Raw genomic sequence first — 24,270 nt, forward strand, 5'->3', positions numbered from 1 at the left:
TTGCGCGTCCCTTTCACGATCGGTAATGCATTCACTATGGCAGGAAATAAACCCACCAACAAATCGAACGAACCCCGCGATCGGCAGCTCGAAGGCGTGAAAATGCCGCCGCACTCTCTCGAAGCGGAGCAGTCGGTGCTCGGTGGGTTGATGCTGGATAACGAACGCTGGGATAACGTCTCCGAGCGCGTGGTCGCGGAAGATTTCTTCAACCGCTCGCACCGCATGATTTTCTCCGAAATGCAGCGCCTGCTGGAAGCCGGTCAGCCTATCGATCTGATCACCCTGTCAGAGTCGCTGGAAACGCGCGGTGAGCTGGAGATGGCGGGCGGCTTTGCCTATCTGGCCGAGCTGGCAAAAAATACTCCAAGTGCGGCAAACCTCGGTGCTTATGCCGACATCGTGCGTGAACGTGCGGTGGTGCGTGAGATGATTTCGGTGGCTAACCAGATCGCTGATGCTGGTTACGATCCGCAGGGCCGCAGCAGCGAAGAGCTGCTGGATTTTGCTGAATCCAACGTCTTTAAAATTGCCGAACAGCGCGCCAATAAGGATGAAGGCCCGCAAAATATCGAGCAGATTCTCGAAGCGACGGTATCGCGCATTGAAGCGCTGGTGTCAACGCCGCACGATGGCGTGACCGGCGTCGATACCGGCTATCAGGATCTCAACAAGAAAACCGCCGGTCTGCAGGGTTCAGATCTGATCATTGTCGCGGCGCGTCCGTCGATGGGTAAAACCACTTTCGCCATGAACCTGTGCGAAAACGCCGCCATGCTGACAGACAAACCGGTGCTGATTTTCAGTCTCGAGATGCCCAGTGAACAGCTGATGATGCGTATGCTGGCCTCGCTGTCGCGCGTTGATCAGACGCGTATCCGTACCGGTCAGCTGGAGGATGAAGACTGGGCGCGCATCTCGGCCACCATGGGCATCCTGTTAGAAAAGAAGAACATGTTTATCGATGACTCGTCCGGCCTGACGCCAACCGAAGTGCGTTCACGCGCGCGCCGCGTGTTCCGTGAAAACGGCGGCCTGAGCATGATCATGATCGACTACCTGCAGCTGATGCGCGTACCGGCGCTCTCTGACAACCGTACGCTGGAGATCGCCGAGATCTCACGCTCGCTTAAAGCGCTGGCGAAAGAGCTCAATGTACCGGTGGTGGCGCTGTCGCAGCTTAACCGCTCGCTGGAGCAGCGCGCCGATAAGCGTCCGGTTAACTCGGATCTGCGTGAATCGGGGTCGATCGAGCAGGATGCGGACCTGATCATGTTCATCTATCGTGACGAGGTATATCACGAAAACAGCGATCTGAAAGGCATCGCCGAGATCATTATCGGTAAACAGCGTAACGGTCCGATCGGCACCGTACGTCTGACGTTCAACGGCCAGTGGTCACGCTTTGATAACTACGCCGGACCGCAATACGACGACGAATAATCGCGCTTCCACAGCTGCATGCACGATTTGTGCATGCATTTCACGTCATCAGAAAATAGTGTTGGACAACCTCGTCAATTATCAGGTTATCTGTAGCAAAGCGAATCCTATAACGCTGTGGACACAGAATGACTCAGGTAGACGATTACGACCTTAAGATACTGACACTACTACAATCTAACGGCCGCCTTACCAACCAGGAACTCAGTGATTTAGTCGGACTTTCGGCGTCGCAATGTTCACGCCGGCGCATTAATCTCGAACAGGCAAATCTTATTCTCGGCTATCACGCGCGGCTCTCGCCGGACGCGGTAGGGCTGGGCATGGTCGGCTTGATCGAGGTGCGACTAAAAAATCACACGCCCGATTACGAAGAGAGTTTTCACCGCATGGTGGAGCAGGAAGCGGCGATTGTCGACGCGTTCAAAACCACCGGTGACGCCGACTATCTGTTAAAAGTCGCGGTGGCCGATTTAGCGGCGCTGAGCGCGCTGATCAGTCAGCTCGTCGCTGGCCATCAAAGCGTGGCGCACGTGAAAACCTCGGTGGTACTCAACCGTTTAAAAGAGAATGGTTTGATGATGATCCCCGAGCACAAAGTGCGCCAAAAGAGTGCATGATGTGCCAGTGTGGTGCGGATTTGTGCCGTTTTTCGCGCAAAGCACGCACCAGAAACCGAATTTGTGCATGAATCGATTATTTTACAGCAGATTGATGCACATAAACCTGCAATAAAGCGCCTTAGTTATCAATTGGATAATCGCTGGCACCCATCGGTGGCGACAGGAAGCCGCCGATGTGGTGCGTTTTTTGCTAATGAACGCCATCATTTGCAAAGAGATCGCGCCATGGATAACGCTGTACAACCTTCCCGCATTCCCCACACCCGTACAGAAGATGCGCTGGCTATCGTGCTTGGCACGCTGATGGTGTCGTTTGGCGTCATTTTGCTGAAACAGGCGGGCGCGCTGACCGGCGGTACGGCGGGCGTGGCTTTTCTCATCAGCTACCTGTCGCCGCTCTCGTTCGGCAGCGCCTTCTTTCTGATTAACCTGCCGTTTTACTGGCTGGCCATTCGTCGCATGGGCTGGGAATTTACCCTGAAAACCTTCTGTGCTGTGGGGCTGGTATCGCTGTTCACCCATTTGCACCCGCTGTTTATCCATTTTTCTGCGCTAAATCCGTTTTATGCGACATTGTTCGGTAACGTGGTGATGGGGATTGGGTTTATAGTGTTGTTTCGTCACAAAGCCAGCCTCGGTGGTATCAATATTCTGGCGCTCTGGCTGCAGGATCGCTCTGGTCTGCGCGCCGGCAAACTGCAAATGGCGCTGGATACCTGTGTGGTACTGGCCTCGCTTTTTGTGGTATCGCTGCCGATGCTGCTGGCCTCCATCGCCGGCGCGGTGATGCTCAATCTCATCATCGCCATGAATCACCGTCCCGGCCGCTATTTTGTTTGATGACGTCGACCCACACATTTATGAATAATCATGGAGATCTGCACCGTGTTTCAAAACGTTGATGCCTATGCTGGCGATCCGATTCTGTCGCTGATGGAAACCTTCAAACAGGACCCGCGTGACCACAAGGTGAATCTGAGCATCGGCCTCTATTACAACGAAGCCGGCATCATTCCTCAGCTGCAGGCGGTGGCCGCCGCGGAAGAGCGTTTGCAGGCGCAGCCACATCAGGCTTCGCTCTATCTGCCAATGGAAGGGCTGGGTCCATATCGTAACGCCATTGCGCCGCTGCTGTTTGGTAAAGAGCACCCGATGCTGCAGGCGGGGCGCATTGCTTCCATCCAGACGCTGGGCGGATCCGGCGCGCTGAAAGTGGGCGCAGATTTCCTGAAGCGTTACTTCCCGGACGCCAGCGTATGGGTCAGCGATCCGACATGGGAAAACCATGTGGCGATCTTTAACGGTGCCGGGTTTAACGTTAACACCTACCCGTGGTACGACGACGCCACCAACGGCGTGAAGTTCGATGCCTTCATCGCCAAACTGAAAACGCTGCCGAAGCAATCCATCGTGTTGCTGCATCCGTGCTGCCACAACCCGACCGGTGCGGATCTGACCAACGCGCAGTGGGATCAAACCGTTGAGGTCCTGAAAGCGCAGGAGCTGATTCCGTTCCTCGATATCGCCTACCAGGGCTTTGGTGCCGGCATGGAAGAGGACGCTTACGCGATTCGCGTGATTGCCGCGGCGGGCCTGCCGGCGCTGGTGAGCAACTCCTTCTCGAAAATCTTCTCGCTGTACGGTGAGCGCGTTGGCGGCCTGTCAATTGTCTGCGACAGCGCAGAAGAGTCGGCACGCGTGCTGGGTCAGCTGAAAGCGACCGTGCGTCGCAACTACTCCAGCCCGCCGAACTTCGGTGCTCAGGTGGTTTCCTGCGTGCTGAACGACGAAGCGCTGCTGAACAACTGGCTGGCGGAAGTGGAAGCGATGCGCCTGCGCATCATCGAAATGCGCCAGGTGCTGGTCAATGTGCTGAACAGTAAACTGCCCGGCAAAAACTTTGATTATCTGCTGAAGCAGCGCGGCATGTTCAGCTATACCGGCCTGAGCGCACAGCAGGTGGACCGCCTGCGCGAAGAGTTCGGCGTGTACCTGATCGCCAGCGGCCGCATGTGTGTCGCCGGTCTCAACAGCCGCAACGTCAATCAGGTAGCTGAGGCGTTTGCTGCCGTAATGTAATTGACGCGATGCCTGTCAGCCGCGCGGCTGGCAGGCACCCGTTTCAGTCATCCACGCATTGTCTGTTCCCGCTGTACCTTCGCCGCACCCCGCTTTTCCACGCTTCTCTTTGCCAACCATGCTGGCTGGCGGCCGCATTTAGCATAGGTATAACACCTTAACCCCGGGTAATCGGGACGGGTCTTGTGTGTTCCTGTTAGTGAGGGCGCTATTTTTTGCCGGCGCGCTTTGGCGCACTGCCAGAGCGCTCGCCAATCACAATAAGGAACCGCCCATGAGCTATTTCCCTTCCGCACTGAAACCCCTCTGCATTGCCATGACGCTGGCGCTCGCACTGCCTGCTGCGGCCGTTGAGCTGACGCGTGATAACGGCGCGCCGGTCGGCGATAACCAGAATTCACAAACTGCCGGCGCCAATGGCCCGGTGCTGTTACAGGACGTGCAGCTGATTCAAAAGCTGCAACGCTTTGATCGTGAACGTATTCCGGAACGTGTGGTGCACGCACGTGGCACCGGCGCGCACGGTGAATTTCGCGCCAGCAAAGATATCAGCGATCTGACTATCGCTGAGGTGTTTAAACCGGGAACGGTGACGCCGGTCTTTGTGCGCTTCTCCAGCGTGGTGCACAGCAAGCATTCGCCGGAAACGCTGCGCGATCCGCGTGGTTTTGCCACCAAATTCTATACCAGCCAGGGCAACTGGGATCTGGTGGGCAACAACCTGCCGGTGTTCTTCATCCGCGATGCGATCAAGTTCCCTGATATGGTGCACGCGTTTAAACCGGATCCGCGCACTAACCTCGATAACGATGCGCGCACCTTCGATTTCTTCTCCCACGTACCGGAAGCCACGCACGCGCTCACCATGCTGTTCTCCAACATGGGCACGCCGGCGACCTATCGCGAAATGGACGGTAACAGCGTGCACGCCTACAAGTTTGTGAACAGCCAGGGCGAAGTGCACTACGTGAAGTTTCACTGGAAGACGCTGCAGGGCGAACGCAACCTCGATCCGGCTGAATCGGCAGCGATCCAGGGCCGCAGTTACAGCCACATGACTGAAGATCTGGTGGCGGCGATTAACCGCAAAGCGTTTCCGAAGTGGGATCTCTACATTCAGACCATTAAAGCCAGCGAACTGGATAAGTTCGATTTCAATCCGCTCGACTCCACCAAAATCTGGCCGAACTTGCCAGAGGTGAAAATCGGGCAGATGGTGCTGAATCGCAACGTCGACAACTTCTTCCAGCAAACCGAGCAGGTGGCAATGGCGCCGTCCAATCTGGTGCCGGGTATTGAGCCGTCTGAAGATCGCCTGCTACAGGGCCGCCTGTTCTCTTATGCTGATACCCAGCTGTACCGCGTGGGCACTAACGGCCTTAGCCTGCCGGTGAATGCACCGCGTGTACCGGTCAGCAACGGCAATCAGGATGGCCTGATGGATAGCGGTAACGCCGATGACAAGGGCGTTAATTACCAGCCAAGCCGCATCTATCCGCGTGAAGAGCTGCAAAGCGCGCGTTACAGCCATACGCCGCTTAGCGGCAGTACGCAGCAGGCGATGATCGCCAAACCGCAGAATTTCCGCCAGGCAGGGGAGCTGTATCGTTCCTTTAACGCGAAAGAGCGGGGCGATCTGATCACCTCGCTCGGTGGCGCGCTGAAAAGCGCCGACGCGCAAAGCCGGCTGGCGATGCTCTCGTTCTTTTATAAGGCCGATAGCGAGTACGGCACGCGTCTGGCGGCGGTAACGCAGGACGATATCACCACGGTAAAAGCGCTGGCTGACAAGCTGAGCGACTGATGCGCCGGCGGCAGAGCAAGCGCTCTGCCGCTTTTTCCCGCTGAAGGGTTTACCTTTCGCCGACATGCTGCACACTTAAGTAAACGGTTTAACCCAGGAATGTGGCATGTGGCAGCAACAAACTCTCACGCTGAGCGCGAAGGCGCGCGGCTTTCATCTGATCACCGACGAGATTGTCGGCCAGCTTAATGGCTTAGCGGACCTGCGCATCGGCCAGCTGCATCTGCTGTTGCAGCACACCTCAGCGTCGCTGACGCTCAATGAAAATTGCGATCCTACGGTGCGCAGCGACATGGAGCAGCACTTTCTGCGGCACGTTCCAGAGGATGCGCCCTATCAGCACGACTATGAAGGCGCTGACGACATGCCGGCGCACATCAAATCGTCACTGCTTGGCGTATCGCTGCTGATCCCGGTCAGCCGCGGCAAACTGCTGCTCGGCACCTGGCAGGGGATCTGGCTGGGCGAACATCGGGTACACGGCGGCGCGCGGCGCATCGTCGCCACCTTACAAGGGGAATAAAACATGAACACGTCGGATTTACTGACCTACTGCATGAGCAAACCGGGCGCTTCACAAAGTTATAAAGATGAGTGGGACGCAACCCAGGTGAAAAGCGATGGCGTGCTGTTTGCCATGGTGCATGACGTTGAAGGGCGACCAGCGTTGTCGCTGAAGACCTCGCCCGCGCTGGCGGAGTTATTGCGCGATGAACACCACGATGTGTTTCCCAGTGAACATCTCAATAAGTCGCACTGGAGCACGCTGTGGCTGGATGGATCGCTGAAGGATTCGCAGATTTACTATCTGGTTGATGCATCGTGGCAACAGGCTGACGCCACGCGCGCGGCGGGCGTCAGCCATGATGATGAGACGCGCTGATTAAGCCGCAGACTCTTCACGCAGGGTGTTGATATCAATCACGAAGCGATACTTCACGTCGCTTTTCAGCATGCGCTCGTAGGCGTCGTTGATCTGGTTCATAGCGATCAGCTCGATATCCGAAGTGATACCGTGCTTGCCGCAGAAATCCAGCATTTCCTGGGTTTCGGCGATACCGCCAATCAGTGAACCGGCAATGCTGCGACGCTTGAGGATCAGGTTAAACACCTGCGGTGCCGGGTGATCGTGCTCCGGCGCGCCAACCAGCGTCATGTTGCCGTCGCGCTTCAGCAGGGCGATAAACGGGTTGAGATCGTGCTGCGCGGCGACGGTATTTAAGATGAAGTCGAAGCTGTTGGCGTGCTGCGCCATCTGGTCAGCATCTTTCGAAATCACCACTTCGTCAGCGCCGAGGCGTTTGCCATCTTCAATTTTTGACGGTGAGGTAGTGAACAGCACCACGTGCGCGCCCATCGCATGCGCGATCTTCACGCCCATATGGCCGAGGCCGCCCAGACCAACGATACCAACTTTTTTGCCGGGACCGACATTCCAGTGACGCAGCGGGGAATAGGTGGTGATACCGGCGCACAGCAGAGGCGCAACGCCAGCCAGATCGAGGTTTTCCGGTACGCGCAGCACAAAGCTTTCATCAACCACCATGCTGGTGGAGTAGCCGCCGTAGGTGATGGCGCCGGTTTCACGATCCTGGCCGTTGTAAGTGCCAACAAAGCCGTTTTCACAGTACTGCTCGAGTCCTTCCTGACAGCTTGGGCAGCTGCGGCAGGAGTCGACCATACAGCCGACGCCGACTAAATCGCCCACTTTATATTTGTGCGTGTGCGCGCCAACGGCGGTGACGCGACCCACGATTTCATGGCCTGGCACCACCGGGAATACGGTGTTGCGCCATTCGTTGCGCGCCTGGTGCAGGTCCGAGTGGCAGACGCCACAGTACAACACTTCAATCTGCACATCATGAGCGCGCAGTTCGCGCGGCTTATAATCGAACGGGGCGAGTTTGGCTTTCGCGTCCTGTGCGGCATAGGCATGCGTAATATTCATGGTGTCTCCAGTCAGATGTGTCGTGAGTATTTTTTGCGAGGGGTCCGTTCAGTGATGACACTGAAGGACAGAGGCGCGTCAGCGGCGCCAAAAGGAACGCAGTAAGAATAGTCAGCGGGACGCGATGCGTATATGCCTGAAGTTGTCTGTTTCTTGCCTGTTTCTGCATTTGCTAAGGCATTCAGACAATGGCACCGGCTGGCGAGTAACCGGAGCGGTGAGCCGTGGCGAGATCAGAAAAAACGCGCCGCAACAGCGGGTGCGGCGCGTTAAACCTATTTTTTCAGCATCGGCTTGAGGAAGCGTGCAGTATGCGATTTTTCGCACTGTGCAACGGTTTCCGGCGTGCCGGCCACCAGGATTTCACCACCGCCGCTGCCACCTTCCGGACCGAGATCGACAATCCAGTCAGCGGTTTTGATCACGTCGAGGTTGTGCTCAATCACCACGATGGTATTGCCCTGATCGCGCAGCTGATGCAGCACTTCCAGCAGCTGCTGGATGTCGGCAAAATGCAGGCCGGTGGTCGGTTCATCTAGAATGTACAGCGTCTGACCGGTGCCGCGCTTCGACAGCTCACGCGCCAGCTTAACGCGCTGCGCTTCACCGCCGGACAGCGTGGTTGCCGACTGGCCAAGACGAATGTACGACAGACCGACATCCATCAGCGTCTGCAGCTTACGCGCCAGTGCAGGTACCGCATCAAAGAACTCACGCGCCTCTTCGATGGTCATCTCCAGCACTTCGTGAATGCTCTTGCCTTTGTATTTAATCTCCAGCGTTTCGCGGTTATAGCGTTTGCCTTTGCACTGATCGCACGGTACATAAATGTCAGGCAGGAAGTGCATTTCGACCTTAATCACGCCGTCGCCCTGACAGGCTTCACAGCGGCCGCCGCGCACGTTAAAGCTGAAGCGGCCCGGATTGTAGCCGCGCGAACGCGCTTCCGGCACGCCGGCAAACAGTTCACGCACCGGGGTAAAAATCCCGGTGTAGGTGGCCGGGTTTGAGCGCGGCGTCCGGCCGATCGGGCTCTGATCGATGTCGATCACTTTATCGAAGTGCTCCAGCCCGGCGATCTCGCGATACGGCGCAGCTTCACCGCTGGTGGCACCATTCAACTGGCGCTGCGCAATCGGGAACAGCGTATCGTTAATCAGCGTTGATTTGCCGGAACCGGACACGCCGGTGATACAGGTAAACAGCCCAACCGGAACCGTCAGCGTGACATCCTTCAGGTTATTACCGCGCGCGCCGCTCAGTTTCAGTACTTTGGACGGATCGCCTTTCACCCGCTCTGCCGGCACCGCGATTTCACGCTTGCCGCTGAGGAACTGACCGGTGAGAGAATCTTCGTGCGCCATGATGGCATGCACATCGCCCTCGGCTACCACCTGGCCGCCGTGCACGCCAGCGCCCGGACCGATATCAATAATATGGTCAGCGGCGCGAATCGCGTCTTCATCATGCTCAACCACGATCACGGTATTACCGAGATCGCGCAGGTGAATCAGCGTCGACAGCAGGCGCTCGTTGTCGCGCTGATGCAGACCGATGGACGGTTCATCCAGTACGTACATGACGCCAACCAGACCGGCACCAATCTGGCTCGCCAGACGAATACGCTGTGCTTCACCGCCGGACAGCGTTTCCGCTGAACGCGACATCGACAGATAATTCAGGCCGACGTTGACCAGGAAGCTCAGACGGTCGCCAATTTCCTTCAGCACTTTCTCGGCGATTTTGGCGCGCTGGCCGCTCAGCTTCAGATTGCGGAAGAAGTCCATGGCGTGGCCGATGCTCATATCCGAGATGGTCGGCAGGTTGGTGTCTTCCACGAACACATGGCGCGCTTCACGACGCAGGCGCGTCCCTTCACAGCTGGCGCAGGCGCGGTTGCTGATAAACTTCGCCAGCTCTTCGCGCACCGCGTTGGATTCCGTCTCTTTGTAGCGGCGCTCCATGTTATGCAGCACGCCTTCGAACGGATGACGACGCACCGAGGTATCGCCGCGATCGTTGATATATTTGAACTCAATGTTCTCTTTACCGGAGCCGTACAGAATCACTTCGCGCGCTTTGTCGCTCAGGCTATTGAACGGCGCTTCGACATCGAAATCCAGATGTTCCGCCAGCGAGCGCAGCATCTGGAAATAGTAGAAGTTACGGCGATCCCAGCCGCGAATGGCGCCACCGGCCAGCGACAGCTCCGGATTTTGAACCACGCGATCGGGATCGAAATATTGCTGAACGCCGAGGCCGTCACAGGTCGGGCAGGCACCGGCCGGGTTATTGAACGAGAACAGGCGCGGCTCCAGCTCACGCATGCTATAACCGCACACCGGGCAGGCAAAGTTAGCCGAGAACAGCATCTCTTCGGTATCGGGATCGTCCATATCCGCGACGATCGCCGTGCCGCCACTCAGTTCCAGCGTCGTTTCAAAGGATTCGGCCAGACGGGTCGCCAGATCGTCACGCACGCGGAAACGATCGATCACCACCTCAATGGTGTGTTTCTTCTGCAGCTCCAGCTTGGGTGGATCCGACAGATCGCACACTTCGCCATCGATACGTGCGCGGATGTAGCCCTGCGCCGCCAGATTTTCCAGCGTTTTGGTGTGCTCGCCTTTGCGATCTTTTACCACCGGCGCCAGCAGCATCAGGCGCCGACCCTCTTCCTGCGCCAGGACCTGATCGACCATCTGGCTGACGGTTTGTGCCGCCAGCGTGACGTTATGATCCGGACAGCGCGGCTCACCCACGCGGGCAAACAGCAGACGCAGATAGTCATGAATTTCAGTGATGGTGCCGACGGTCGAGCGCGGGTTGTGCGACGTCGATTTCTGCTCAATGGAAATGGCAGGCGACAGCCCCTCGATGTGGTCTACGTCCGGTTTCTCCATTAAGGAAAGAAACTGGCGCGCATAGGCAGAAAGCGATTCAACATAGCGGCGCTGGCCTTCGGCATACAGCGTATCAAACGCCAGCGAAGACTTACCGGAACCCGACAGACCGGTCACTACAATGAGCTTGTCGCGTGGGATGATCAGGTTGATATTCTTCAAATTATGGGTGCGAGCACCGCGGACTTCAATCTTATCCATTCACCTTTCCCGGATTAGGCAACGCTCGCCATGCCTTGCCAGCACGACCAGCAGAAACGCATCATTATGGCACAAAAAATAAACTGAATAAATATCCAGTGTTTTTGCTATCCTGTCACGGTCGAAAAACTGGAATCCCGCTCGAAAGTGGGAAGCGTCATTGTGACGTGATACAATTTTTCGCTTAGACTTTTTAGCATCAACTCATCGGGAGACAGCAACATGGCCAGTCGTGGCGTAAACAAAGTGATTCTTGTCGGGAATCTGGGTCAGGATCCGGAAGTGCGCTACATGCCGAATGGTGGCGCGGTAGCCAACATTACGCTGGCCACGTCAGAGAGCTGGCGCGACAAGCAAACCGGTGAAAACAAAGAGATCACCGAATGGCACCGCGTCGTGCTGTTCGGCAAGCTGGCCGAAGTCGCCGGCGAATATCTGCGTAAAGGTTCGCAGGTCTACATTGAAGGCCAGCTGCGCACCCGTAAATGGCAGGACCAGAGCGGTCAGGACAAATACACCACCGAAGTGGTGGTGAACGTGGGCGGCACCATGCAGATGCTGGGTGGTCGTCAGCAGGGCGGCAACGGCGGTGGCGCACCGATGGGCGGCCAGGGCGGCGGCAACAATAACGGCTGGGGCCAGCCGCAGCAGCCACAGGGTGGGGGCAACCAGTTCAGCGGCGGCGCGCAGCAGCGTCCACAGCAGCAGAGCGCACCGGCGAACAACGAACCACCAATGGATTTCGACGACGATATCCCGTTCTGATTGGCGTACCGATCACCGCGTTATCCAGCCCTCGCTTCTGCGAGGGCTCCATTTCAAAAGCTCTTGTCCAATAAAACTTTTCTCTCCGCACGTTCATACAACGACGTTAATGCGCGCGCCACTCCCGCAGTAATTCTTCCGTGGTTTTAACCCGCACCGGATTGCCCGGCATGATCAAATCCGCCCACACCTCGTTGTGCTGATTAATGAGCTGCTGCGCCGACACATAAGTGCGATCGGCGGTGGTGTGCGCGTCGGCCGCCACGGTGATGTGATAGCCAAGGCTGGCCCCGACTTTGATGGTGGTATCGACACAATAATCGGTGGCGCAGCCGCAAATGACAAAGCTTTCAATCTGATGCTGTTCAAGCTGCGCCGCGAGCCCGGTTTGCCAGAAGCTGTCGCAGGCGGTTTTGGTGATGTAAAGCGCGTCGGCGGGTTGTTCCAGTTCGGCGACTATGTGCCAGTCTGCGGAGTCAACGGCTAAATCCGGCCCGCTATGCTGAATAAAAATGACCTGATCGGCGGCGGCCATCAGCTGATTAATGCGCGCGCAGCGTCCGGCGCGGTCGTAACGCGGCGTTGCCAGCACGCCATTTTGCATATCCACTACCATTACCACCCGTTGTGCCATTGTCGCCTCCTTTATAGGTCAGGCCCCAGTGTCGCGCTGAAGGGGTAGGCGCGTAAAGCGATTGGGCTTTGCTTTTTTTGTGCGCGCCGCGCATGCTTACTGCCTGATAGCGTATGGAGGTGTGTGGTGACGGTGGTTCCCGAAGTCTTTCCCTGTGAGCAGGATCGTGCGCAGTTTCAGCACTTTGCTGAGCTGCCGGGCATTGAGCTTTATCAGGCGCACATCTCCCGCTACGCTTTTGAGCCCCATACCCACGAAGCCTTCGGGATTGGCACCATTGAATCCGGCGCGCAGCGCTTTCGCTACCGCGGCACCAATTATGTCGCGCCGGTGCATTCGCTGGTGATGATGAATCCCGATGAACTGCACACCGGTGAATCGGCCTGCGCCGAAGGCTGGCGTTATCGCATGATCTATATCGATCCGGCGGAGATGGATCGGCTGACCGGCGATCGCAACTGGTGGTTCAGTGATGCGCTGCGCACCGATGCGCGCCTGGCGCAACCTTTCTCCCACGCGCTGGCACAGATGTGGCAGGCGCAAAGTGCGCTGGAGCGGCAGGGCGCGCTGCTGGATCTGCTGGAATGGCTGCGTCCGCTGGCGCAGCAGGGCGTCGCGCGGCCGCGCGAAGGCGCCCACCGGTTTGATGTGGTAAAAGCCTGGCTGCGCGATAACCTGGCAGAGCCGGTGCGGCTGGAGGAGCTGGCGGCGCTGGTATCGCTGTCGCCGTGGCATTTTCTGCGCAGTTTCAAACAACACTTTCACGTCACTCCCCATCAAATGCTGATGGCCTTCCGCCTGTTCGAAGCCAAACAGCGGCTGGCGCAGGGCGAGAGCGCCGCCAGTGTGGCGGCGGCGGTTGGCCTCACCGACCAGGCGCATCTGACGCGGGCGTTTGCCCATCGCTACGGCATCACGCCGGGACGCTATCAAAAACAGGTGTTCAGCGGACGTTAACCGCAATCTGCTACAAGCCTTTCACCTTTTCCTGCGCCACACTGTGGCGGATTAAAGATAAAGGAAAGGTGTATGTTTGCAGGAATAGTGTTTGCCCTCGCGGCGGGGCTGATGTGGGGCATGATTTTTGTCGGGCCGCTGCTGATACCCGATTATCCGGGCACGTTGCAATCGGCGGGTCGCTATGTTGCCTTTGGTCTGGTGGTGCTGCCGCTGGCGTGGCTCAGCCGGCGCCGGCTAAAACAGCTGACGCGCCCGGACTGGACGGAGGCGGTGAAGCTGTCGCTGGTGGGCAATCTGCTCTATTACGCCTGCCTCGCCAGCGCGATTCAGCGCACCGGCGCACCGGTCTCCACCATGATCATCGGCACGCTGCCGGTGGTGATCACCGTCACCGCTAACCTCTGTTACGGCCATCTCGAAGGGCGCCTGCCATGGCGCCGGCTGATGCCCGCGCTGGTCATCATTGCTGCCGGTCTAGGCTGCGTTAACGCGGCGGAACTGCACGGGCAGGGGCCGGCATTTGATCTCTGGGGCTACCTGAGTGGCCTGCTGCTGGCGGTGCTGGCAGTGGTGTGCTGGACCTGGTATCCGTTGCGCAATGCGCGCTGGCTGCGCGAACATCCTCAGCACAAACCGTCGAGCTGGGCCACCGCGCAGGGACTGGTGACATTGCCGCTGGCGCTGGTGTTTTATGGGCTGGTGAGCCTGCAGATTCACTGGCAGCAGCCCGATTTCGCTTTACCGTTCGGCCCGCAGCCGGCGCGCTTTATCTGGCTGATGCTGGCGATTGGTTTGTTCTGCTCATGGCTGGCGGCGCTGTGCTGGAATGCCGCCAGTCAGCGTTTGCCAACGGTAGTGATGGGGCCGCTCATCGTATTCGAAACGCTCTCTGGCCTGCTGTGGACCTTTATTTACCGCCAGAGCTGGCCACCGCTGCTCACCAGCATCGGTATCGGCTGTCTGATTGTTGGCGTGATCTATGCCATGCGCATTAAACCGCAGCGGCTGACCGCACTTTCTTAACTCTGCCTCGCTGCTGAGTCATCCACTCAGCAGCGCTTTCCCCTGATATTTTAGGAATTTGACCAGCCGATAATTCCGCCTCAGTGACCTGATGCTGGCCGGCACGCGCATGCTATATAACCGACCAGCGCTACGGCCGCCCGGTTTTCATTCTCTTCCGCTATAAAACTCCCTGCTGTCAGCGCGGTAAAAGGCCGACTCTCGCTGCCTTTTAGCGTTCCGGAGGGATAAAAAAAGCGCATATCGGGCAACAATTCGCCGGTTTAGCGCGTAAAAAACGCTTCGCCAGTCGGATTTTTACCCGGCTGTGGCACTGAAATTCCAGCGTGAGAAGCCACCTTAGCCTTAAGCGTTACCGGCATTGTTAAGAATGATTCCCAACAGCTGCCAGAAAAAAAGATTAAAGATGACGATGGATTTAAGCGCAGTATTTACCGTGGATAACCGTTTTTCGGCTTTATAGTTTAAACATCATAACGTTTTTGAACCGGAGTATTCCTGGTGTGGTTTAAGAGTTAACCGACTAGCGCTGATCGTCAAAGCGATCATAAACGCAGCGGCCAGATCCAGTTTAAAACTGAGCCAATGTGTGAGCGGTTACACCGTGTTGTTCATTAACGCTTAACAGAATTGTCTGTGATCAGGACTGATTATTAGTAATCGTGAAGTAATAGACTAAGCACCAATCTCACCAAAATGAGATTGGGCTAAGTCTAAATGGCTTGAAACGCGAGGCTTTTGCTGGTGTGAATCAATTTTACCGCAAAAAAGGAAGTGATTCCGTGATGGCATTCATCAGGAAAAAGTGGTTCGAATTGTTATGTAGCGAATGCCGAATTTAATGATCTTCATCTCTTCTGGTAAGAACAAATCTCAGCATTAAGTCATATAACATCGGCCTCACTGGTATTAGCGATTATCGGAACCGGAAGGGTAATGATAAACGCTACGGCTAATATCCAGTAAACGACAGCTGCGACGGGTACCGATGTCGAAAGTGGTTTGCAGGAAGTTGACCGCCTGACGCTTTTCATTCGTAGTGAAGAAGTTTTTCAGCACGCTTTGCAGCATCTCCTTGTCGGAGCTCAGGGTCTGCAGCTCGCGCGTAAGGTTCTGCAGTTTATCCTCCAACTCCTTGATTTTTCGACCCTCCTCTGAAGAAAGCCCGGAGAACTTCTTCTTCCAGCTATAGAAGGTGGCCTCGGAAATGCCCAGCTCCTCACAAATCTCCCTGACTTTCACTCCCGTTTCAGAAGCTTTAATGGCATTTGTGATTTGCTCTTCGCTATATCGTGACTTTCTCATAAATGCTCTTACCTTTCTTATCAATTAGTGGATGAGAATTACTGTATTAATATCTGGTACTGCAAAAACGGTATTAATGCAGTATTAAAGTGCGCGATTAGAATTGCGAGGGTTAAATTAAGTTATTTAGAATAAATATCATCATGGGATAAATCTTATTTTATTCTGAATGCCATTGAACGCCTTCCTGGTGCTGGGTTTTTGATATAGATTCATTCCATCCAAAATGCAGAAAAATACGACAATCATTGGAAATTCGGCATAGCCTGCTTGCAAAAAACTCAGGATATGCCTGTGAACTTTTGTCCTGAATTCGGGTTGAAATCGTTTACATCCATCGGGCTTCGCACCAGGTTTAATCGGAATTTTCCTGAATTTAATCGCTAAACTCTGACGCGAGTCTCATTTTTCGGACCAGCCTGGTTTGAAGTTATTAAATTGTGTCAGGCCCACTGAGCGCTTGTTAATTCATTTCAAGGACGTTGTACCGAAAAGCAGTTGCTGTACGTAATACTAAGGACCAGTCAATGAAATTGAGCGTAATGTCTAATGCCGCCTGGATGATGTCTGAGAAGATCGTCTCGGTATTCGGCGTCATATTTGTGACCTCCTACGTGGCAAAATCCTTTGGCCCAACGGTGTTTGGCCAAATGGCGTTTTCGACCTCGCTGTTCTCCATGGTGCAAACCGTGGCGATTTTTGGTACCGAAACCATCCTGTTCAAGCGCATCAGCAAAAGTGCGCCGAAAGGCCTGCGGCTGATGACCGTGGCGCGGACCATGCGCCTGGTACTGCTGTTGCTGACGTCAATCCCGGTGTTGATTTGGGTCTGGTACAACATGCAGGAAAACTTCCTTGCGTTTGCACTGGCCTCGTTTATCTCGTCGGTGTTTGTCACCCAGGACACGTTCAGCGTTTATAACAATGCGCGGCTGGCATCGCGGCTCAATACCATTGCCAACTCGGCCGGCTTGCTGCTGGGCTTTGCCATGAGCTTCACCATCGCCTGGCTGCACCTCAATCCACTGTGGCTCACCGCCTCGATTGTGGCCGTCACACTGGTGCCGTACGCCATCAAGCGCGTCAATTTCTATCGCGAACATCAGGATCTGGCACCGCCGCAGGACAAGCGCACCACCTACCTGCGCTACCTGATGTATGCCGGCCTGCCGCTGGCCATCTCCAGCATCTTTATCTCGGTGCAGGTGAAAGCCGCACAGATGTTCCTCGCGGGCATCGCCTCAGCGCGCGACCTTGGCCTGTTCGCCGCCGCGAATACCATTTCGGCTTCCTGGATTTTTATCCCGGTTGCCATCATCACTTCCTGCTTCTCGGAGATTTTCCGCGAGCGTGGAGCAGCCGCGATCAAGCTCACCGCGCGGCTGAACGGCTATGTCATGGGAGTTTCATTGCTGTTATTAGCGGTGATCGCCTTATACGGCGAAAAAATCATCATCGCTTTATATGGTCACGAGTACACACAGTCCGGAAGTCTCATTACGTTACTGTCGTTAGCAACCTGCTTTTCGGCAATGGGGACCGTCGCTTATCGCTACATGGTGAAAGAGGGCGGGTTTAACTATCTGTTGAAGAAGATCATTTTTCTGATGGTCATCAGCCTGCCGCTGTCGTGGTGGCTGATCCAGGGCTACGGCATCATGGGTGCCGCCTGGAGCGTCTTCATCACGGAGTTACTGTCCCTGACCGTAATGAATTACTTCTTCAAAAACGGCGTCATCCAAAAAATTCAGGTTTCCTCACTCAACTACAAAACCTACAAATGAGGTCAGATATGATCAGGTTGAAAGACGAACTCAGAAGAAGCGTACAGTATTTCATCAAAAAGATGCCCTGGGCTTACCAGGATCGCATCTACTACTTTCACAAATTCCGTAAGCTGCCGAACCTGCGTCAGCCGAAGGTGTTCAATGAGAAAGTGCTGTATCGCAAATTCGTCTACGGCGACTACCAGTGCTATGGCCGCCTGTCGGACAAGTTTTCGGTGCGTGAGTACATTGCCGAAAAGGTAGGCAGTGAGTATCTGATTCCGCTGGTTTATGAGACCAGCGATCCGCACTCACTGCATACGTTGCCGAGCTGGAAGAACACGGTTATCAAGCCGAATCACGGCTCCAACATGGTCGAGATCCTGCTGGAAGAACCGGATGCGCTGAAAAAACAGCAGATTATCAGCGACTGCCAGCGCTGGCTGAAGACCGATTTCGCCAACGAGGCGCGCGAGATTCACTATCGCTATATTAAGCCGCGCATTCTGGTAGAGAAGTACATCGGCGATGGCAAAACCGCGCCGATCGATTACAAGTTTCACATGTTCAACAAGCGCGACGGCAATTTTGAATATGTGCTGCAGGTGATCTACAACCGCTGTAATCCGCTGCTGTCGATGAACTTTTACGTCAACAATCTTAACGAGGCGTATCACAAAATCCGTGATACCGGGCTGGATGTGTCACCGCTGCTGCCACAGCTGCAGCACGCGCTGGCGCTGAGTAAAACGCTGGCCAGCGATTTCGATTATGTGCGCGTGGACTGGTATATCGATGGCGAACAGATCTACTTCGGTGAGCTGACGTTCACGCCAGGCGCCGGGCTGGTCACCGGGTTGGATCGGGGGCTTAATCAGATGATGGGTGATATGTGGATTCAGGATCGTCGCGATACGCAGAGATCGGACGTCACGGTGCCGGAAGTGCCACTTCCAGCCGTATTGAAGAAAATTTGAAATCACACAGCAAAATAAAAAACCCCGCTTAGCGGGGTTTTTTATGCGCCGCGTTTACGGCATTGGCCAGTCGGCTGGTGTCTGGCTCATCACCTGAATAAACGCTTCTTTGGTGATGGACATAAAGTTATGCACGTTTTCCATGCTCAGCGTAATGCCGAGCAGACCGGTAACGAACCAGCATGACATCGCTACGCCCACGCCGCCGCACATCAGCGCCATCACGTGGTGGCTGTTCTGACGCAATTTAATTTTCATGGTGCTGGCGAAGAACATCATTACCGCGCTGAGCAGTTCCCAACGCATGACGATCAGACTGGTAGTTAACGTAGCCATCGGCGAAAAACCTCTTGAGATCAGTAATATCCCTGACATTCATCGGACATCACTGGCGGCAGAAAAGGGAGGTCAGGGAAGCCCTTCTGTCGTCTTAATACAGCTTGAATCTGTGACTTGGGTCACATTATATCACTGGATTTGAAAATTTGAACAAAATTTAGACCTGGTATGGCAGGCCAAGAAAGGGCTGGAGGAAGGTGAAGAGGAGGGGAAAGGCGCGCCCGCGTGGGGCGCACTGACTTCAGCGTACCGGGCAGCACTCGCCGGTGGTGCGCTGGGCAAAGCTGTTCATGCCTTCGCTGCAGTCGAAGTTGACCAGACGCGGACGCTGCACCATCGCCTGGCGACGCATGCTGTGACGATAAGCGGTAGGGGTTTGCGAGAACTGACGGCGGAACACGCGTGAAAACGTCTGCTGCGAGTCGTAGCCGTACTGCATCGCAATGTCGAAAACCGGACGCTGCGTCTGACGCAAGGCTTCGGCGGCCAGCGTGAGACGGCGTTCACGAATATAACCACCCAGCGTTTGTTTCGTAACCGTACGGAACATACGCTGCAGGTGCCATTTCGAGTAACCCGATTTTGCCGCCACTTCATCAATCGACAATGTTTTATCCAGATTCTGATCGATCCAGTTAGTCAGTGAATGGATGATTTCCTGTTGCATCATAGCCTGTTCCTTCTGCAAGGTTATCGCCTGGTTTGAAATTCGCTGTTTTGCTGGGGTGCGAGTATAATTCCTCAAGTTAACTTGAGGTAAAGGCCCTAAATGAAAAAAGAACGCAATTACCCGAAACCGGTGCTGACGCCGGGCGAAGTGGCGAAACGCAGCGGCGTGGCGGTATCGGCACTGCACTTTTATGAAAGCAAAGGCTTGATCAGCAGCACGCGCAATGGCGGTAATCAGCGCCGCTACAGCCGTGATGTGCTGCGCCGCGTGGCGATCATCAAAATTGCGCAGCGCATCGGGATTCCGCTGGCGACGGTCAGCGACAGCCTGATGCACGTGCCAGCGAATAAGCGCATGTCGACGCAGGAGTGGGACGCGCTGACGCAGCACTGGCGCGAAGAGCTGGATAAACGCATCGAAACCCTGACGCGTCTGCGCAACGATCTGGACGGCTGCATTGGTTGCGGCTGCCTGTCGATGCGCGACTGTCCACTGCGCAATCCGGGTGACCGTCTGGGGCAGCAGGGCTCCGGAGCGGTCCTGCTCGATCCGCAACAGGACGAGCCGCAGCGTTAATCCGCTATACTAGATGCCAACCCTTAGCAGCAAGGAATCGCGCATGATTACCGTTCACCATCTGGAAAACTCCCGTTCTCATCGGGTGCTGTGGCTGCTGGAAGAGCTGGCGGTGCCGTATCAAATCAAACGCTATCAGCGGGAAAATACCCTGCTGGCGCCGGACGAATTAAAGAAAGTGCATCCGCTGGGGAAATCGCCGGTGATTACCGATGGCAATCGGGTGATCGCCGAATCGGGCGCCATCCTCGAATATCTGCAGCTGAAATACGACAGCGAGCATCTGCTAGCGCTGCATGAGGAAGAGGAGCAAATTCAGGCGCGCTACTGGCTGCACTATGCTGAAGGTTCGCTGATGCCGCTGCTGGTGATGAAGCTGGTGTTTGCGCAACTGGGCAAAAAGCCGGTGCCATGGCTGCTGCGCCCGGCCGGCGTGGCGCTGAGTAAAGGCATTCAGAAAGCGTGGCTGAACAAGCAGCTGGCGCTCCACGGGCGCGTGATTGAGCAGCATCTGAGCCAGCAGCGCTTTTTTGCCGGTTCACGCTTCAGCATTGCCGATGTGCAGATGAGTTTTCCGCTGCTGGCGTTGCAGATGCGCGGCGCGCTGGGTGAGATGCCCGCCACGGCGCGCTGGCTGGAGAATATGCAGCAGCGCGCCGCGTGGCAGCGCGCGCTGGAGCAGGGCGGCCCGATTCAGTTCAATAACGGCTGAGGCGCAGCGGTAACGCAACGAAACAGGACGCCGCGACGCGCTGTCGCGGCACCGCAGCAAACCATCTGAAATGCCAGCCTTTTTCCTCCATGATTTCCTGCTCCCGCTAGCGTAACGCCAGCCATAATGGCGCCAGAGCTGCGCATTATCCTGCCTGCCAGGTGATTAGCAGTTGAAAACGCCACCCCAAACGCCAGATAATCGTTTGCCTTTTTTCCGCGTCACCCCTTTTTGACCTGGAATACGCGGCCACGTAATCGTTTGCCTGCTTTTCTCTCTGAGACATCTTCACCAGGATGATGCGCAAACGCGAGCCGCGCGGTGACCTATATCTTAAAAAACACAGAGGAATAACTATGTCTGGCGAATCACGCCCGGCCAGGGGAAAACTGGACGCCTGGTTCCACATTTCAGCACGCGGCAGCAGCGTGCGGCAGGAAGTGCTGGCTGGCCTCACCACCTTTTTAGCGATGGTCTATTCGGTCATCGTGGTGCCTGGCATGCTCGGTAAAGCGGGCTTCTCACCGACGGCGGTGTTTGTCGCTACCTGTCTGGTGGCCAGCTTTGGCTCCCTCATCATGGGACTGTGGGCCAACCTGCCGATGGCGATTGGCTGTGCCATCTCCCTGACCGCCTTCACCGCGTTCAGCCTGGTACTGGGCCAGCACATTAGCGTGCCGGTGGCGCTGGGCGCGGTCTTCCTGATGGGCCTGCTGTTCACGCTGATTTCCGTGACCGGCATTCGCGCATGGATTCTGCGTAACCTGCCGATGGGCGTGGCGCACGGCACCGGCGTCGGTATCGGCCTGTTTCTGCTGCTGATTGCCGCCGATGGCATTGGCCTGGTGGTAAAAAACCCGGCGGCAGGCCTGCCGGTGGCGCTTGGTCACTTCACCTCTTTCCCGGTGATCATGGCGCTGATCGGGCTGGCGGCGATTTTTGGTCTGGAAAAACGGCGGGTACCGGGCGGCATTCTGCTGACCATCATTGCGATTTCGCTGCTTGGGCTGATTTTCGACCCGGCGGTAAAGTGGCAGGGGCTGTTTGCCATGCCGAGCCTGCGTGATGCCAGCGGCCAGTCGGCAATGTTTAGCCTGGATATCATGGGCGCGCTGCAGCCGGTGGTGTTACCGAGCGTGCTGGCGCTGGTGATGACCGCGGTGTTTGACGCCACCGGCACCATTCGTGCGGTGGCCGGGCAGGCGAACCTGCTGGATAAAGAGGGCCAGATTATCAATGGCGGTCGCGCGCTGACCACCGACTCTATCAGCAGCCTGTTTGCCGGACTGGTGGGTGCTTCGCCCGCCGCAGTGTATATCGAGTCCGCTGCGGGTACTGCCGCCGGCGGTAAAACCGGCCTGACAGCGATTGTCGTGGGTCTGTTGTTCCTGCTGATTCTGTTTATGTCGCCGCTGGCTTATCTGGTTCCAGCCTATGCCACCGCACCCGCGCTGATGTATGTCGGCCTGCTGATGCTGAGCAACGTGGCCAAAATCGACTTCAATGATTTCGTCGATGCGATGTCTGGCCTGCTGACGGCGGTATTCATCGTACTGACCTGCAACATCGTCACCGGCATCATGCTCGGCTTTGCCGCGCTGGTGATTGGCCGCCTGTTTGCCGGCGAGTGGCGCAAGCTCAACGCTGGCACGGTGGTGATTGCTGTGGCGCTGGTGGCGTTCTACGCGGGCGGCTGGGCTATCTGACCGCAATCCGGGCGTCAGTCCGGATTATTCTCTTTATCGCACACGCCGCACATCGGGTAGCCCCGCCGGGCGGCGTTTTGTTTTACACTTTCCGACGCAACATCGCTTCGATTAATATGATTCGCCTAAGGAAAGCATGGAAATCTTCTTTACTATTCTCATCATGACGCTGGTGGTTTCGCTGTCCGGCGTTGCGGCACGTATCCTGCCGTTTCAGATCCCGCTGCCGCTGGTACAGATCGCGGCCGGCGCGCTGCTGGCCTGGCCAACCTTTGGTCTGCACGTCGATTTTGACCCCGAACTGTTCCTCGTGCTGTTTATTCCGCCGCTGCTGTTTGCCGATGGCTGGAAAACGCCGATCAACGAGTTTCTGCATCACGGCCGTGAAATTATCGGCCTGGCGCTGGTGCTGGTGCTGATTACCGTGGTCGGTATCGGTTACCTGATTTACTGGCTGGTGCCGGGCATTCCGCTAATTCCGGCGTTCGCGCTGGCGGCGGTGCTGTCACCGACCGATGCGGTGGCGCTCTCCGGCATCGTCGGCGAAGGGCGCATCCCGAAAAAGATCATGTCGATTGTCCAGGGCGAGGCGCTGATGAATGACGCGTCGGGCCTGGTGTCACTCAAGTTTGCCGTCGCGGTGGCGATGGGCACCATGGTGTTCACCTGGGGCGGCGCCAGCGTCGAATTCCTTAAAGTGGCGATTGGCGGCCTGGTGGCCGGTGTCGCCGTTTGCTGGCTGTATGGCCGTTCGCTGCGTCTGCTCAGCCGCTGGAGCGGTGACGACCCGGCAACGCAAACCGTACTGCTGCTGCTGCTGCCGTTCGCCTCTTACCTGATTGCTGAACACCTCGGCGTCTCCGGCATTCTGGCGGCGGTAGCGGCCGGTATGACCATCACCCGTTCCGGCATCATCCGTCAGGCACCGCTGGCAATGCGCCTGCGCGCCAACAGCGTATGGCAGATGCTGGAGTTTGTGTTCAACGGCATGGTGTTCCTGATGCTGGGCCTGCAGCTGCCGGACATTCTCTCCACCTCGATTGCTCAGGCGAACGCCGATCCTAACGTCGAGCTGTGGATGCTGTTCGCTGACGTCGGGCTGGTCTATGCGGCGCTGATGATCGTGCGCTTCGGCTGGCTGTGGGTCATGAAGCGCACCAGTCTGCGCCTGCTGAAGAAAAAGCCGCTGGAGTTTTCCAGCTACTCGCTGCGTGAACTGCTGATCGCCTCTTTTGCCGGCGTGCGCGGTGCTATCACGCTGGCCGGTGTGCTGTCGATTCCGCTGTTCCTCAGCAACGGCGAACCTTTTCCGGCGCGCTACGAACTGGTGTTTATCGCCACCGGCGTGATTCTGTTCTCGCTGTTTGTCGGCGTGATTCTGCTGCCGATTCTGCTGCGCGGCATGGAGAGCCACGACAAAGTGGGACACCGTCGCGAAATCCAGAGCGCGCGTGCTGCGATGGCCGGCGTGGCGATCGAGAGCCTGCACAAAATGGAGCAGCGGCTGGAAAACGACGCTGAAGAGAACATCGATCCTGAGCTGCTGAAAGAGGTCAGCCTGCGGGTGATTGGTAATCTGCGTCGTCGCGTCGATGGCAAAGATGATATGGAGCAGGCGCTGTTTGCGGAAAATCTGGAGCGCCGTTTCCGTCTGACCGCGCTGCGCGCCGAGCGTGCCGAGGTTTATCATCTGCGCGCAACCCAGCAGATCTCCAACGAGACCATGCAGCGCCTGCTGCGCGATCTCGACCTGCTGGAAGCGTTGCTGATAGAGAAAGAGGAATAGCCGCCGCGTTTTGCTGCTCTCCGATCCCGCGGCCGCCTGACAGACAGGGC

Annotated in this window: 22 protein-coding genes; 16 read left to right on the plus strand and 6 right to left on the minus strand. The window is 56.5% G+C overall.

Annotated features, from left to right (window positions below):
• The first annotated feature begins 36 nt into the window (after positions 1–36).
• The 7 genes from dnaB to C1Y43_RS08140 all read left to right on the plus strand — a co-directional run bounded on the left by dnaB (position 37) and on the right by C1Y43_RS08140 (position 6,832).
• A complete protein-coding gene (gene dnaB / locus C1Y43_RS08110; protein ID WP_021507851.1) occupies positions 37–1,443 on the plus strand; it encodes a replicative DNA helicase in 1,407 nt (468 codons plus the stop codon).
• Positions 1,444–1,571: 128 nt separating this feature from the next.
• Complete coding sequence (locus tag C1Y43_RS08115; RefSeq protein ID WP_058757562.1) at positions 1,572–2,063, plus strand: Lrp/AsnC family transcriptional regulator; 492 nt, start codon at positions 1,572–1,574, stop codon at positions 2,061–2,063.
• Positions 2,064–2,291: 228 nt separating this feature from the next.
• Positions 2,292–2,906 carry a YitT family protein gene (locus tag C1Y43_RS08120; protein WP_021507849.1) on the plus strand — a complete coding sequence of 205 codons (615 nt, stop codon included), beginning with the start codon at positions 2,292–2,294 and terminating at the stop codon, positions 2,904–2,906.
• A 45-nt stretch (positions 2,907–2,951) separates the two neighbouring features.
• Positions 2,952–4,145, plus strand: coding sequence for an amino acid aminotransferase (locus tag C1Y43_RS08125; RefSeq protein WP_031279758.1), 1,194 nt, complete (start codon positions 2,952–2,954; stop codon positions 4,143–4,145).
• Positions 4,146–4,461: 316 nt separating this feature from the next.
• Positions 4,462–5,949, plus strand: a complete 1,488-nt coding sequence (locus C1Y43_RS08130; RefSeq protein ID WP_369974308.1) for a catalase — start codon at positions 4,462–4,464, stop codon at positions 5,947–5,949.
• Positions 5,950–6,055: 106 nt separating this feature from the next.
• Entirely contained in the window at positions 6,056–6,472 is a 417-nt protein-coding gene (locus C1Y43_RS08135) for a secondary thiamine-phosphate synthase enzyme YjbQ (RefSeq protein ID WP_104187842.1), read from the plus strand.
• Positions 6,473–6,475: 3 nt separating this feature from the next.
• On the plus strand, positions 6,476–6,832 hold the full coding sequence (locus C1Y43_RS08140) for an MmcQ/YjbR family DNA-binding protein (protein ID WP_021507845.1): 357 nt from the start codon (positions 6,476–6,478) through the stop codon (positions 6,830–6,832).
• Here the strand turns inward: C1Y43_RS08140 and C1Y43_RS08145 are convergent, their stop codons facing one another.
• Together C1Y43_RS08145 and uvrA are read right to left on the minus strand one after the other, a co-directional pair.
• A complete protein-coding gene (locus tag C1Y43_RS08145; protein ID WP_104187843.1) occupies positions 6,833–7,897 on the minus strand; it encodes an NAD(P)-dependent alcohol dehydrogenase in 1,065 nt (354 codons plus the stop codon).
• A gap of 275 nt (positions 7,898–8,172) precedes the next feature.
• Positions 8,173–11,001 carry an excinuclease ABC subunit UvrA gene (gene uvrA, locus C1Y43_RS08150; RefSeq protein ID WP_104187845.1) on the minus strand — a complete coding sequence of 943 codons (2,829 nt, stop codon included), beginning with the start codon at positions 10,999–11,001 and terminating at the stop codon, positions 8,173–8,175.
• 222 nt (positions 11,002–11,223) lie between these two features.
• Between uvrA and ssb1 the strand changes: the two genes are divergently transcribed.
• The gene (gene ssb1 / locus C1Y43_RS08155; RefSeq protein ID WP_021507842.1) at positions 11,224–11,766 is read left to right on the plus strand and encodes a single-stranded DNA-binding protein SSB1; all 543 of its coding nucleotides are present in this window, start codon (positions 11,224–11,226) and stop codon (positions 11,764–11,766) included.
• 106 nt (positions 11,767–11,872) lie between these two features.
• Here the strand turns inward: ssb1 and C1Y43_RS08160 are convergent, their stop codons facing one another.
• Positions 11,873–12,400 carry an isochorismatase family protein gene (locus C1Y43_RS08160; protein ID WP_104187846.1) on the minus strand — a complete coding sequence of 176 codons (528 nt, stop codon included), beginning with the start codon at positions 12,398–12,400 and terminating at the stop codon, positions 11,873–11,875.
• Between the two features lie 126 nt (positions 12,401–12,526).
• Between C1Y43_RS08160 and C1Y43_RS08165 the strand changes: the two genes are divergently transcribed.
• Together C1Y43_RS08165 and C1Y43_RS08170 are read left to right on the plus strand one after the other, a co-directional pair.
• Positions 12,527–13,357 carry an AraC family transcriptional regulator gene (locus C1Y43_RS08165; RefSeq protein WP_058757554.1) on the plus strand — a complete coding sequence of 277 codons (831 nt, stop codon included), beginning with the start codon at positions 12,527–12,529 and terminating at the stop codon, positions 13,355–13,357.
• A 72-nt stretch (positions 13,358–13,429) separates the two neighbouring features.
• On the plus strand, positions 13,430–14,383 hold the full coding sequence (locus C1Y43_RS08170; RefSeq protein WP_104187848.1) for a DMT family transporter: 954 nt from the start codon (positions 13,430–13,432) through the stop codon (positions 14,381–14,383).
• Between the two features lie 909 nt (positions 14,384–15,292).
• On the opposite strand, the gene C1Y43_RS08175 is transcribed toward C1Y43_RS08170, so the two are convergent.
• Positions 15,293–15,688 carry a transposase gene (locus tag C1Y43_RS08175; RefSeq protein WP_031279757.1) on the minus strand — a complete coding sequence of 132 codons (396 nt, stop codon included), beginning with the start codon at positions 15,686–15,688 and terminating at the stop codon, positions 15,293–15,295.
• 527 nt (positions 15,689–16,215) lie between these two features.
• On the opposite strand from C1Y43_RS08175, the gene C1Y43_RS08180 reads away from it, so the two are divergent.
• Together C1Y43_RS08180 and C1Y43_RS08185 are read left to right on the plus strand one after the other, a co-directional pair.
• Positions 16,216–17,472, plus strand: a complete 1,257-nt coding sequence (locus C1Y43_RS08180) for a polysaccharide biosynthesis C-terminal domain-containing protein (RefSeq protein ID WP_104187849.1) — start codon at positions 16,216–16,218, stop codon at positions 17,470–17,472.
• Between the two features lie 8 nt (positions 17,473–17,480).
• Complete coding sequence (locus C1Y43_RS08185; RefSeq protein ID WP_031279756.1) at positions 17,481–18,431, plus strand: ATP-grasp fold amidoligase family protein; 951 nt, start codon at positions 17,481–17,483, stop codon at positions 18,429–18,431.
• Positions 18,432–18,485: 54 nt separating this feature from the next.
• On the opposite strand, the gene C1Y43_RS08190 is transcribed toward C1Y43_RS08185, so the two are convergent.
• Positions 18,486–18,767 (minus strand): YjcB family protein, encoded by a 282-nt coding sequence (locus C1Y43_RS08190; protein WP_010618515.1) that lies wholly within the window; start codon positions 18,765–18,767, stop codon positions 18,486–18,488.
• 244 nt (positions 18,768–19,011) lie between these two features.
• Positions 19,012–19,440 (minus strand): superoxide response transcriptional regulator SoxS, encoded by a 429-nt coding sequence (gene soxS / locus C1Y43_RS08195; protein ID WP_058757551.1) that lies wholly within the window; start codon positions 19,438–19,440, stop codon positions 19,012–19,014.
• A 99-nt stretch (positions 19,441–19,539) separates the two neighbouring features.
• Between soxS and soxR the strand changes: the two genes are divergently transcribed.
• The 4 genes from soxR to C1Y43_RS08215 all read left to right on the plus strand — a co-directional run bounded on the left by soxR (position 19,540) and on the right by C1Y43_RS08215 (position 24,220).
• Positions 19,540–20,016 carry a redox-sensitive transcriptional activator SoxR gene (soxR, locus tag C1Y43_RS08200; protein ID WP_021507832.1) on the plus strand — a complete coding sequence of 159 codons (477 nt, stop codon included), beginning with the start codon at positions 19,540–19,542 and terminating at the stop codon, positions 20,014–20,016.
• 43 nt (positions 20,017–20,059) lie between these two features.
• Entirely contained in the window at positions 20,060–20,728 is a 669-nt protein-coding gene (locus tag C1Y43_RS08205; protein ID WP_021507831.1) for a glutathione S-transferase family protein, read from the plus strand.
• A gap of 356 nt (positions 20,729–21,084) precedes the next feature.
• A complete protein-coding gene (locus C1Y43_RS08210; protein WP_058757550.1) occupies positions 21,085–22,434 on the plus strand; it encodes an NCS2 family permease in 1,350 nt (449 codons plus the stop codon).
• A 136-nt stretch (positions 22,435–22,570) separates the two neighbouring features.
• A complete protein-coding gene (locus C1Y43_RS08215; protein ID WP_104187851.1) occupies positions 22,571–24,220 on the plus strand; it encodes a Na+/H+ antiporter in 1,650 nt (549 codons plus the stop codon).
• Positions 24,221–24,270: the final 50 nt, after the last annotated feature.

The sequence above is a fragment of the Pantoea sp. ICBG 828 genome (assembly GCF_002928355.1).
In the GTDB taxonomy this organism is placed as follows: Bacteria; Pseudomonadota; Gammaproteobacteria; order Enterobacterales; family Enterobacteriaceae; genus Pantoea; species Pantoea dispersa.

What these genes read in the sequence shown, in the direction of transcription:
- dnaB (WP_021507851.1), top strand. Translation starts at nt 37, where the DNA reads ATGGCAGGAAATAAACCCACCAACAAATCGAACGAACCCCGCGATCGG.
- C1Y43_RS08115 (WP_058757562.1), top strand. Translation starts at nt 1,572, where the DNA reads ATGACTCAGGTAGACGATTACGACCTTAAGATACTGACACTACTACAA.
- C1Y43_RS08120 (WP_021507849.1), top strand. Translation starts at nt 2,292, where the DNA reads ATGGATAACGCTGTACAACCTTCCCGCATTCCCCACACCCGTACAGAA.
- C1Y43_RS08130 (WP_369974308.1), top strand. Translation starts at nt 4,462, where the DNA reads ATGACGCTGGCGCTCGCACTGCCTGCTGCGGCCGTTGAGCTGACGCGT.
- C1Y43_RS08135 (WP_104187842.1), top strand. Translation starts at nt 6,056, where the DNA reads ATGTGGCAGCAACAAACTCTCACGCTGAGCGCGAAGGCGCGCGGCTTT.
- C1Y43_RS08140 (WP_021507845.1), top strand. Translation starts at nt 6,476, where the DNA reads ATGAACACGTCGGATTTACTGACCTACTGCATGAGCAAACCGGGCGCT.
- C1Y43_RS08145 (WP_104187843.1), bottom strand. Translation starts at nt 7,897, where the DNA reads ATGAATATTACGCATGCCTATGCCGCACAGGACGCGAAAGCCAAACTC.
- uvrA (WP_104187845.1), bottom strand. Translation starts at nt 11,001, where the DNA reads ATGGATAAGATTGAAGTCCGCGGTGCTCGCACCCATAATTTGAAGAAT.
- ssb1 (WP_021507842.1), top strand. Translation starts at nt 11,224, where the DNA reads ATGGCCAGTCGTGGCGTAAACAAAGTGATTCTTGTCGGGAATCTGGGT.
- C1Y43_RS08160 (WP_104187846.1), bottom strand. Translation starts at nt 12,400, where the DNA reads ATGGCACAACGGGTGGTAATGGTAGTGGATATGCAAAATGGCGTGCTG.
- C1Y43_RS08170 (WP_104187848.1), top strand. Translation starts at nt 13,430, where the DNA reads ATGTTTGCAGGAATAGTGTTTGCCCTCGCGGCGGGGCTGATGTGGGGC.
- C1Y43_RS08175 (WP_031279757.1), bottom strand. Translation starts at nt 15,688, where the DNA reads ATGAGAAAGTCACGATATAGCGAAGAGCAAATCACAAATGCCATTAAA.
- C1Y43_RS08180 (WP_104187849.1), top strand. Translation starts at nt 16,216, where the DNA reads ATGAAATTGAGCGTAATGTCTAATGCCGCCTGGATGATGTCTGAGAAG.
- C1Y43_RS08185 (WP_031279756.1), top strand. Translation starts at nt 17,481, where the DNA reads ATGATCAGGTTGAAAGACGAACTCAGAAGAAGCGTACAGTATTTCATC.
- C1Y43_RS08190 (WP_010618515.1), bottom strand. Translation starts at nt 18,767, where the DNA reads ATGGCTACGTTAACTACCAGTCTGATCGTCATGCGTTGGGAACTGCTC.
- soxS (WP_058757551.1), bottom strand. Translation starts at nt 19,440, where the DNA reads ATGATGCAACAGGAAATCATCCATTCACTGACTAACTGGATCGATCAG.
- soxR (WP_021507832.1), top strand. Translation starts at nt 19,540, where the DNA reads ATGAAAAAAGAACGCAATTACCCGAAACCGGTGCTGACGCCGGGCGAA.
- C1Y43_RS08205 (WP_021507831.1), top strand. Translation starts at nt 20,060, where the DNA reads ATGATTACCGTTCACCATCTGGAAAACTCCCGTTCTCATCGGGTGCTG.
- C1Y43_RS08210 (WP_058757550.1), top strand. Translation starts at nt 21,085, where the DNA reads ATGTCTGGCGAATCACGCCCGGCCAGGGGAAAACTGGACGCCTGGTTC.
- C1Y43_RS08215 (WP_104187851.1), top strand. Translation starts at nt 22,571, where the DNA reads ATGGAAATCTTCTTTACTATTCTCATCATGACGCTGGTGGTTTCGCTG.